At 50.0% G+C, this 10,008-nt stretch carries 8 protein-coding genes, 4 tRNA genes and 2 rRNA genes; 9 read left to right on the top strand and 5 right to left on the bottom strand.

The features are described 5' to 3' along the window. Together BZJ18_RS16055 and rrf are read left to right on the top strand one after the other, a co-directional pair. Positions 1 to 161 (top strand): 23S ribosomal RNA (locus BZJ18_RS16055); the annotation flags it as partial. 121 nt (positions 162 to 282) lie between these two features. Next, a 5S ribosomal RNA gene (gene rrf, locus BZJ18_RS16050) occupies positions 283 to 398 on the top strand. A 375-nt stretch (positions 399 to 773) separates the two neighbouring features. On the opposite strand, the gene BZJ18_RS16045 is transcribed toward rrf, so the two are convergent. The 4 genes from BZJ18_RS16045 to BZJ18_RS16030 all read right to left on the bottom strand — a co-directional run bounded on the left by BZJ18_RS16045 (position 774) and on the right by BZJ18_RS16030 (position 6,159). Beyond that, entirely contained in the window at positions 774 to 3,359 is a 2,586-nt protein-coding gene (locus BZJ18_RS16045; RefSeq protein WP_077458250.1) for a family 20 glycosylhydrolase, read from the bottom strand. Positions 3,360 to 3,559: 200 nt separating this feature from the next. After that, positions 3,560 to 4,204: a nicotinamidase gene (locus BZJ18_RS16040; protein ID WP_077458248.1), complete on the bottom strand. Its 645-nt coding sequence runs from the start codon at positions 4,202 to 4,204 to the stop codon at positions 3,560 to 3,562. A 12-nt stretch (positions 4,205 to 4,216) separates the two neighbouring features. Next, complete coding sequence (pssA, locus tag BZJ18_RS16035; RefSeq protein WP_077458246.1) at positions 4,217 to 5,566, bottom strand: CDP-diacylglycerol--serine O-phosphatidyltransferase; 1,350 nt, start codon at positions 5,564 to 5,566, stop codon at positions 4,217 to 4,219. A gap of 113 nt (positions 5,567 to 5,679) precedes the next feature. Continuing rightward, positions 5,680 to 6,159, bottom strand: a complete 480-nt coding sequence (locus tag BZJ18_RS16030) for a GNAT family N-acetyltransferase (protein ID WP_332254864.1) — start codon at positions 6,157 to 6,159, stop codon at positions 5,680 to 5,682. Positions 6,160 to 6,186: 27 nt separating this feature from the next. On the opposite strand from BZJ18_RS16030, the gene murB reads away from it, so the two are divergent. Both murB and birA read left to right on the top strand, forming a co-directional pair. Beyond that, positions 6,187 to 7,221: a UDP-N-acetylmuramate dehydrogenase gene (gene murB, locus BZJ18_RS16025; RefSeq protein ID WP_077458244.1), complete on the top strand. Its 1,035-nt coding sequence runs from the start codon at positions 6,187 to 6,189 to the stop codon at positions 7,219 to 7,221. Continuing rightward, entirely contained in the window at positions 7,218 to 8,186 is a 969-nt protein-coding gene (gene birA / locus BZJ18_RS16020; protein WP_077458242.1) for a bifunctional biotin--[acetyl-CoA-carboxylase] ligase/biotin operon repressor BirA, read from the top strand. The genes murB and birA overlap by 4 nt, the downstream gene beginning before the upstream one ends. Before the next feature lie 3 nt (positions 8,187 to 8,189). On the opposite strand, the gene coaA is transcribed toward birA, so the two are convergent. Continuing rightward, positions 8,190 to 9,128, bottom strand: coding sequence for a type I pantothenate kinase (gene coaA / locus BZJ18_RS16015; protein ID WP_077458240.1), 939 nt, complete (start codon positions 9,126 to 9,128; stop codon positions 8,190 to 8,192). A 209-nt stretch (positions 9,129 to 9,337) separates the two neighbouring features. Here coaA and BZJ18_RS16010 point away from each other — a divergent pair. The 5 genes from BZJ18_RS16010 to BZJ18_RS15990 all read left to right on the top strand — a co-directional run. Then, positions 9,338 to 9,413 (top strand) — tRNA-Thr (locus BZJ18_RS16010). A gap of 6 nt (positions 9,414 to 9,419) precedes the next feature. Continuing rightward, positions 9,420 to 9,504, top strand: a tRNA-Tyr gene (locus tag BZJ18_RS16005). A 37-nt stretch (positions 9,505 to 9,541) separates the two neighbouring features. Further along, a tRNA-Gly gene (locus BZJ18_RS16000) sits at positions 9,542 to 9,616 on the top strand. 13 nt (positions 9,617 to 9,629) lie between these two features. After that, positions 9,630 to 9,705 (top strand) — tRNA-Thr (locus tag BZJ18_RS15995). A 104-nt stretch (positions 9,706 to 9,809) separates the two neighbouring features. Further along, the coding region (locus tag BZJ18_RS15990; protein ID WP_241824998.1) for a GTP-binding protein at positions 9,810 to 10,008 on the top strand (199 nt) is incomplete at its 3' end.

Genomic DNA, 10,008 nt, shown 5'->3' with positions numbered 1-10,008 from the left:
GCTGAAAGCATCTAAGCGCGAAGCTGGCCCCGAGATGAGTCATCCCTAGAGCTTCGAGCTCTCTAAAGGGTTGTYSTAGACTASRACGTTGATAGGCAGGGTGTGTAAGCGCTGTGAGGCGTTGAGCTAACCTGTACTAATTGCCCGTGAGGCTTAACCATACAACACCCAAGAGGTTTTGGGTTGGACTTAAAATAAAGCCAGTTGATTGTGGCGAGAACGAACAGCTTTCTAGGTTGATGGTTTTCACTTTTAAAAAAGTGAAGACAAAACAAAATTTTGCTTGGCGACCATAGCGCTTTGGACCCACCTGAYTCCATGCCGAACTCAGTAGTGAAACGAAGCAGCGCCGATGGTAGTGTGGGGTCTCCCCATGTGAGAGTAGGACATCGCCAGGCTTGCTTTCTTGTTTTCAGATTTTTTGAAAAATCTGAAGGCAAAAACGGCTCATCTTATTGATAGCTCGATGCTGTTGATGTCTGCGATGCTCATGTACTTACCGTACACTGCGCGTCTCGATTTAACATCCTCATCGCAACAAATAAGATAACCTAATTAAAGCAGCTACATGTAAGACTTTGATTAGCAGAAACACCAAGCCCTGACCTGACGGTCGGGGCTTTTTGCATCTTGAGGGTATATTAGCCCTGAGCGCTTTGCTTTAGACTGCCTGCTAAGTAGATATCATTTCATTTTCTACCTACCCAAGATCTAATAAAAAGCCCCGTCTTGTCGACGGGGCTTTGTCTTTTCTAAGCGGTGTAATCGCTCGATTATTGAATTTTACTGACTCGGCTTACACGCTCACCTGAAATGGTACGCAGCTGCACTGGTGCAGTGACGTGAGGAGCGTTCGCCGCATCATAGATCTGCCAGCTTGCACCATTATCAGTTGAGTACTCAATGGTGAGTCCAGGGAATGGCGAGTTCGCTTTCAATATACCACTTTCTATCACCCCACCCGGAACGGGTAAGCGGAAGCCCACACCCTGTTGCTCTAGTTGTGGGAACCAGTAGTTCGCTAACTGATTAGCAAAGAGGTTGTAATCAATGTTGCGCTTGGTTTGATCTGCCTCTTGCCCAGTTTGAGTGCTTGCTTCCCATTCGGCACGGTGCCAAGCTCGCTCTGCCATGGCAAAGAGACGAGGGAAAGTCATTGATTCAAATTGGCCATCAGAGCGAATAGTTTCACTCCAAATAGATGCCTGTAAACCAAGCACATTGTCTGGACGCGTCAGTGTTTTCACGGTGGCAGCGTCTAGTACTTCCTGTTTGGTGATAGATGCACCATTGCGCTTTGCATCTGCGTTAGCGTAGAGATCATCGGGCATAAAGCTAAACGTCTTACGGGTGTCGGTAAAACGGGGGGCCCAATAATAGCCGCGCTCACTTGGGTCTGGTTCATAGGGGTGGTCAAAATAGAGGTGTGTGGCTTGGTTATAGATAACCCCATAGCCATTGTTGGCGAGATTATAGGCGCGATCGGCAACGCCCCACTCCCAGATATTTTGCCAYGCGTTGCCATAGACGTGCTCATTGGCAAGTTGTGCGCGTGGATAGACTTTATTGTTGTGCATGAGGCCATCTTCCCAACCACCGAGATCGAGCTGATGACGTTGGGTAATGTGCGAAATACGCTCAACAAAGTACTGACTTAGATCGTCAACACTGTTCACGCCTGCATCGTTGTCTGCAATAAAGGCCTGGCAGACGGGCGACTCTTTCCAAGCACCGGCAATTTCATCTCCGCCAAAGTGGAATGTATCAAGCGGCTGTATGTCTCGATGCGCATCGACGAGCGCGGCAACCACCGTATCGACGAAGCGATAACTGGATTCCATACAGACATTTATCGCGTTGTCGGTAAACATCTGCACAGAGAGGTATTGTGTGTCGTCTTCAAAATCCGTGAGCAAATATTCTTTCGCTTTGGCTTCATCACCTTGTGCCATGTACTTGTGGTAACGCGCTTCCATCGCTTTAATGGCCGCGTGCGCGTGACCTGGCATATCTACTTCTGGAATGACGGTGATATTGAGTGCCTCTGCCTTACGCAGAATCGCTTGATAATCTTCCGTAGTGTAATACCCATTGGATGCTTCTGTGCCGTCAGGCCCTGCGCCTAAAAAGGGCAACACGCAGCGGGTTTCTGACAAGTCATGACAGCGTTTGCTACCGACGTCTGCCAGTTCTGGCAGGGCTGGGATCTCAATACGCCATGCTTCATCATCACTGAGACGTAAATGGAGCTTGTTGAGTTTCAGTGCGGCCATTTGGTCGAGTAACTTTAAGATCGCCTCTTTGCTGCGGAAGTTCCGAGCAGCATCGACAGACAGACCACGGTAAGCAAAGCGCGGTGCATCGGTTAGCGTCACCGCTTTGAGTGTATCGCCGGTTTTAAGTTGTAGCAGGCTTTGTGCTGCGTATAGGGCACCTGCTTGATCAGGGGCGTCAATGTCAATACGCTGCTGCTCAGGTTGCACATCTAGGCGATAAGCTTCGTGCCACTGGTCGCTTCCATTAAGGGTGACTTTTCCCCACCCCACATGAATAACTTTTTGATTAGTAGGTGCCCAGTCGGTGGCTGAAATGCCAAGCTGATCGGCAAGCCATTGAGCTTGTGCTTGATAGCCGTTGTCGTAGACCACGGTCCACTCGCTATCGAGGGTGATATGGCCATTTTTCTCAATGCGACTGGCAGGTGTGGGAAGCACGTGTCCTTGGGTATCCACCAACGACAAATCGGCATTGCGTACATAGCGCTGCTCGGCCGTGAAAGGGTCATAATGGTCGGTGAGTGCACCGCCGTAACGTTTCCACTGTGCGGGAGCGTCAAAGTCACCGACAAAGGTGAGCTCATCATCCGGTTTGGTGGGCACTTGGCCATTTTTGTGGTTACTGGTACTGGTAATCAATGCGGTATGCGTGTCAGCTTCATCGTCGGAGGCTAAATACCAATTCGGCATAATATCGGATTTAGCGACTTGCCAGTCAGAGGCATTAAAGCCAACCACTAACTGATCACCGGGAGCAAGCGGAACAAAGCTATCTGTGGGTTCGAGTTTGAAGAGATCCCCATTGACGTGTGAGACTTTAAGTTGATCGGTGTCGATCGACTTGATCATGCGAATGTGGCTGAAATAAATCGCCCAGCCCGTTTTAGGCAGTGTCTGAGTACTTTGGTTGGTAAAGGCGACGTTGCCCGTAAAAGAACGCCAGTCATCTTGCGTATTATCAATGACTTGGTATTGCACATCGAGCCCGTTTCCGAGTGCATCAAGCTGCGATGCAGGCATCGCCCAAGCGGTGCTAGATAATGAAGCGCCGATCAGGAGACCCAGAGCGGTAGGTTTGAGCATGCTATCCTCCAAACTTATTTTTTATTGTGAAAATAGTTAATGGGACAGTAGGGGATAGCAAACTAAAAGCCTAGTACTCTTGTTATTCAAAGTGCATTTCTGTCTAAAGACTCAAACTTAATGGTACGTTTAAGCCTGTGTTTGCACTCAAGGCGCGAGGACGATCGCAGCGAGAGAGTCCTCTGTCGCTGCGATACAAATTAACGGGGGACTAAACAGCCTAATGCCAACTGACTATCGACTAACTTGATACCTATATCCAGCATCTCATCACAGGCGGCAGCGACCGTTTGTGGGTGAATTCCTCGGCAAGCGGCGAGGTTCACAATCACGTCAAATTGACCGCGCTTTTTCAGCTGGATAGCGGTGGTTTTGACGCAATAATCGGTTGCCAAACCACCGACAATGACGGTTTCTACCTCTTGGCTGTGCAGCCATTCAATCAAGCCGGTGCTGAGCTTTTCTTCAATATCATGAAAGCACGCACCATAGGGATGTAAGTCGGGTTCGACCCCTTTCCAGACCACATAGTCGTACTCGGTGACAGGAGGTAAGTCGTCAATGGTTTCGAACCCTTTGGTGCCGGGAACCGCGTGTTTAACCCAGGTGAGATCCGCGTTTTTATACGATAGCGGTTGGAGCATATCGGCAGCATCGTCAACCACCCAAACCGCATTAGCAGGATGGGCGTCCTTGGTGAGGACACGCACATCTGCGAGCGCGGCTTGGGCATTTAATGCCGATCCTAATTGATTTCCCTCGGGTACCGGTAACTCGTCTGGGCAGTCGGGTGTAAAGGTACGTTGAGGGTCCACATCAATGGCAGCGATTCTGGCGATACGCATGGCCTGCTCCTTTTATAGAATTTGATTGAGCAAGTGATCGGCGCGCACGCGTTTTATCCGCTTCAAAAGCCGTTTTACCGGTAACGGATAATCTTCCATCTTATCGATATGTTTGTAGCTACCGACCAAGCGCGTATGCTCGAGGATCTTATCCACTTCTTGCTGTTTTTGCGCTTCGAGGCGTTGATGCTTATCGTGGATAAGAATGGCGTTTTCTAAATCTAATTTCCACGCACGTGGATTGAGATTATTCCCCGTCAGCAACATGTACTGGCGATCGACCCAAATGCCCTTGAGATGGAAGCTGTTATCGTCATGCTTCCAAATATGAATGTTCAACTGGCGTTTGGCGATGGCGGCTTCATTGCGGCGCGCAAAGTTACGCAAGTTCACTTCATAAAGATAGGGCAACGCTGAGATAGTCTTAAACGGCGCCTCTGGGGGGGAGTAAAAATCGTTCGCGGTTTTATCACCGACAATAATGCTGACGGTAACGCCTCGGCGCAGCGCGCGACGGATTTCTCGGACCACGCTACGGGGCGGATTAAAGTAGGGGGTACAAATCACCAACTCTTGATGCGCGCTGGCAATCAAATGACAGATATAGCGGTTGAGTTTGTTCTTACGTTTACCCAGCCCGACCATCGGTGTTAACCCAACCTGATGCTCACCAATCGGCTCATCGTCATAGCGATAGCTCGCACGTTGTAGCTGGCCGCGAAACTCACGAATACTGGGCTTAAGTGCTTTACTATTTGGTCGGTCTGGCGAGGCGAGACAATTAACGGCACTGTCGGCGGTGAGTGTGTTGACGATAAAGTCTGCCATGGTATCGGCGAGCTTTTTATTAGCCAGCACATGATAGCGGTCATAGCGGTATCGGTCGTGCTGCGCCAGATAGACATCATTGAGGCTGGCGCCGCTGTAAAGAACCTTGTCATCAAAGACAAAGCCTTTGAGGTGCAAGACTCCAAAGACCTCGCGGTTTCGCACTGGGACGCCCAAAACTTCAATCTTGTGGGTGTAGCGCTCAGCATAAGCACGATACAGGGCCGCATTGCCATCCGATTGTTCGGCGCCAATTAGCCCCCGTTGTGCACGGTGCCAATCAACCAGTACTTTGATGTCGAGCTCGGGGTTTGCTTGTTTCGCCTCATACAAAGCGTCGAGTACGCTACGTCCGGCCTCATCATCTTGTAGATACAGGGCAACCAGATAGATACGTGATTTGGCGTTTTTAATTTCGCTAAGCAGCCGTTCTCTAAAAGAAACTGCGTCTAATAACGTTTCGAGATGTTCTGGCTGGTGCGCAATGGTGGGCAGGCGATCAATTAGCTGCCGATTTGCGTTAGCTGAATCCATTGTTACCTCATGTTGTTCGACGGCCAGAGTCGAGCGGTTTGATGCTAAACCCTGAATTGTACCAGAAATCGTGGCAAGCAACGGATCTCTGATCCTAGGCTTTGCCATTATCATCACGCTTTCCCCTGATACGCCATCGCAACCAAGTCTTTGCCGGCGTGACAATAACTGTCAAATCGGGTAGCGAGATCCTCGGGTAGCGCCTCGCGTTCGACCACATCAAAACCGTGGCGCGCGTAAAGCCCAGTGAGATGGCGAAAGGCAAGGCAGAAACACGGCTTTGCCGCGATCGTCTCTTGGACATCGGTCAGTAAACGATCACTCAACCCCGTTCCTCGCAGCGCTGGGCTAATGAGCATGCCGGTTAATAGCTGATAGGTTGGCCGTTGCTGAAAACGCACTGCGCCACACAAGCCATTTGGACCATCAATCACCCAAATTATTTCATCTTTTTTGGGCTTTCCCGGTGGGTAGTGAGTTTTATAAAGCCGAGCCACCAATGGAAAACGCAATGGCTCCAGCGGGTGAATACGATAATTATCCATAGTCCAATAGGTGCGCAATACGAGCAGGACAGGTAGTATACCTATCACTGAGTTTCCTGACAGCGTAATGCATTCATGAAGTGGTTATCTGATGTGTCTTTGACACCCCATCATACATTTGGTTTACCAGCACGCGCTCATGCGGTGGTTGAAGCGCATAGCATTGCTGACTTATGCGCCATTTGGCAGCATCCAGACTATGCAAGCTTACCCAAGTTGGTCGTTGGGGAAGGCAGTAATCTGCTGTTTTGTGAGGATTACGCGGGTGTGGTGGTGCTAAACCGCTTGTCTGGTCTTGAGGTAGAGGAAACGCCGCACGACTATCTTCTGCATGTGGGCGCCGGCCAGTCTTGGCACCAACTGGTTGCTTGGACGATTGAGCAAGGCATGCCCGGGCTGGAAAATCTTGCCCTTATTCCGGGATGTGTGGGCGCGGCCCCGATTCAAAACATTGGCGCTTATGGTGTCGAGTTTTGCGAACGTTGCGCCTATGTCGATATCGTCAATCCACGTACTCAGGAAACGCGCCGCTTGACGCGAGAAGCCTGCCAATTTGGGTATCGTGACTCCATTTTTAAAACGGACGCGATGACGGGGTGGGTGATCACGCAAGTAGGATTTCGATTAGCGAAAGCGTGGCAGCCAGTGCTCAAATATGGAGCGTTAGCCGATCTCAATGGTGAGCAGGTGTCCGCGCAAACTATTTTTGATGCAGTGTGTGCGATTCGCCAAGCTAAGCTTCCCGATCCACGGGAATGCGGTAATGCAGGGAGCTTCTTTAAAAACCCAGTGGTGGATGCACAGCATGCGCAAACCTTGCAAACTCGTTATCCCGAGATGCCCATGTACCCGGCTGGTGAGGGCAAAGCGAAGCTTGCAGCTGGCTGGTTAATTGACCAATGTGGCTTAAAAGGAGCGAGACAAGGCGGTGCACGTGTCCATCCTAAGCAAGCATTAGTGCTGACTAACGCTGATCATGCGACTAGCGAAGACGTCGTCCAACTTGCAAAACGCGTGGTCGATGACGTACAGGTGCGGTTTGGTGTCACCTTGCACCATGAGGTTCGCTTTATGGGCGCACAGGGTGAAACCACCTTGGAGGCGCAATGAGCCGTACACATAGCGCAAGATTAGCCCTTATCGGCCGTTTATCCGACGGCGAATTCCACTCAGGCGAAATGCTAGGAGACGCGTTGGGCATGAGCCGGGCGGCTATCAGCAAACACATTAAAGTGTTGCAGTCCTGGGGGCTAGATATTTACCGTGTGCAAGGTAAAGGCTATTGCTTATCGCAACCGATTGAGTTGCTCGATGAAGCTTGGCTAAGTGATCACACTGATGTGCCTACCTTATCCGTTATCCCAGTCATTGACTCTACCAACCAGCATTTGATGGAGCGTGTTGGACAACTGACGTCAGGTAGTGTGTGTTTGGCTGAGTATCAACAGCAAGGACGCGGTCGGCGAGGGCGTGTGTGGCAATCACCGTTCGGGAGCAATCTGTATCTATCGATGTATTGGCGCCTTGAGGCGGGACCGGCGGCTGCGATGGGGTTGAGCCTTGTGGTGGGTGTGGCGATGACCAAGGCGTTGCATGAACTGGGCGCGCCTGGTGTGAAAGTAAAATGGCCGAACGATCTCTATTATCAAGATAAGAAGCTTGCGGGCATCTTAGTGGAAATGACGGGGCAAACTGGTGATGCGGCACATCTTGTGATCGGGATGGGGCTGAATATTGGTATGGGACCGCACGTCAGCGAGCATATTGATCAGCCGTGGGCACGATTGGCCGATGCGTGTCAGCCGATGCCATCACGTAACGTGCTTGCCAGTGTATTGATAAGCCGTTTACAAGACGCTTTGCTCGATTACGAAAAAACCGGCTTAGCGGGGATCATGGATGATTGGCAGCAATTAGATAATTTCAAAGGTCGTCCCGTGAAACTCTTGATGGGGGATCGCGAAGTTCGCGGTATTGAGCGTGGGATTGATGAACACGGTGCGTTGTTACTGGACGTGGATGGCGTCATCACACCCTATTTAGGGGGAGAAATTTCACTAAGGCGTGATGACTAACCGTTACTTACGTACGCGAATGCGCTGGACCGAATGATTAGCGCCTTTCTCTAAGATCAAGCTGGCTCTCTCTCGGGTAGGAAGAATGTTTTCCATTAAGTTCCGCCCGTTGATTTCATCCCAAATACTCGCGGCGGTATCTTTGGCCTCGGCAACCGATAGACGCGTGTAGTGATGAAAATACGCATCTGGGTCTAAAAAGGCGCCGCGACGGAATTTCATAAATCGCTCGATATACCAGTGTTTGAGTAATTCCGGTTCAGCGTCAACATAAATAGAGAAGTCGAGAAAATCTGAAATAAACACATGATGAGGATCATGTGGGTAATCCATCCCACTCTGTAAAACGTTCAATCCCTCTAGGATCAAAATATCTGGCTTTTCGACTTTCTGCACTTCACCAGTGATGTCATACACCAAATGTGAGTATATCGGCGCTTCCACACAGGCTTTACCGGATTTTACATCTGCCACAAACTCCACCAATTTGCGCATGTTATATGATTGAGGAAAGCCTTTTCGTTTCATCAATCCACGCGCTTCCAACTCCGCGTTGGAATACAAAAAACCGTCGGTAGTCACTAAGGCTACCTTGGGGTGATCGGGCCAGCGAGTCAGTAGGGTTTTTAATAAACGTGCAGTGGTACTTTTTCCGACCGCGACACTGCCTGCAATCCCAATAATATAAGGGACATGATTGGAGGCAGGCTGAGTCAAAAACTCGTCGAGCACCTCAGTGCGACTCTTGCGCGACTTGATATACAGATTGAGTAGTCGTGACAGAGGCAAGTAAACATCTCTCACCTCATCCATTGAGAGGTGCTCGTTTAGCCCTCGCAGGCGTTCAATGTCGTCTTCGGTGAGCGTCATGGGCACTGCATCCCTCAGTTCAGCCCATTGTTGACGGTCGAACGACAAATAAGGCGTTAGCGTTGCGTTCATGGTCCGTTTGCCTTAAGCCAATAAAGAGGTGGACGATACCGCAATCTGCGTATCAGGAAAAGTAGTGGTCCGCGTTGTTGTTATTTAGGATTGGCTATTTTAGCAACAATTAAGCCCTAAATTGTGCAATAGGCGAAAAAATCACCTGTTTTTTTGATTTTTCCTATTGCAAGGCCCCATTTCATCGCATAGAATGCGCAGCACTTGTCGCCGGCTTAGCTCAGTTGGTAGAGCAACTGACTTGTAATCAGTAGGTCGCCAGTTCGATTCCGGCAGCCGGCACCAAAATTAGGTGGGATTCCCGAGCGGTCAAAGGGATCAGACTGTAAATCTGACGGCTCAGCCTTCGAAGGTTCGAATCCTTCTCCCACCACCATTTTCAAATTGTTTGAATAGCTCTACGAGAAACGATTGCGGGCATCGTATAATGGCTATTACCTCAGCCTTCCAAGCTGATGATGCGGGTTCGATTCCCGCTGCCCGCTCCACTCTTTTTAGAGTGCTGATATAGCTCAGTCGGTAGAGCGCACCCTTGGTAAGGGTGAGGTCGGCAGTTCAAATCTGCCTATCAGCACCATCCTCTCCAAGGTAACTTCAAGCCGTTTGATATATACTCAACAAACCTAATTGTTGGTTGTGTGGTCGTAATGCCACCGAAATACCGTGCTTAGAGGGACTGTCATGTCTAAAGAAAAATTTGAACGTACGAAACCGCACGTTAACGTTGGTACTATCGGCCACGTTGACCACGGTAAAACTACTCTGACTGCCGCTATCTGTACTGTACTTGCAAAAGTACACGGTGGTGCAGCGCGTGACTTCGCATCAATCGATAACGCACCAGAAGAGCGTGAGCGTGGTATCACCATCGCGACTTCGC

The sequence above is a fragment of the Salinivibrio sp. IB872 genome (genome assembly GCF_001995345.1).
In the GTDB taxonomy this organism is placed as follows: domain Bacteria; phylum Pseudomonadota; class Gammaproteobacteria; order Enterobacterales; family Vibrionaceae; genus Salinivibrio; species Salinivibrio proteolyticus.
The sequence above is the reverse complement of the archived record's forward strand: the minus strand, read 5'-3'. Positions and strand labels throughout refer to the sequence as shown.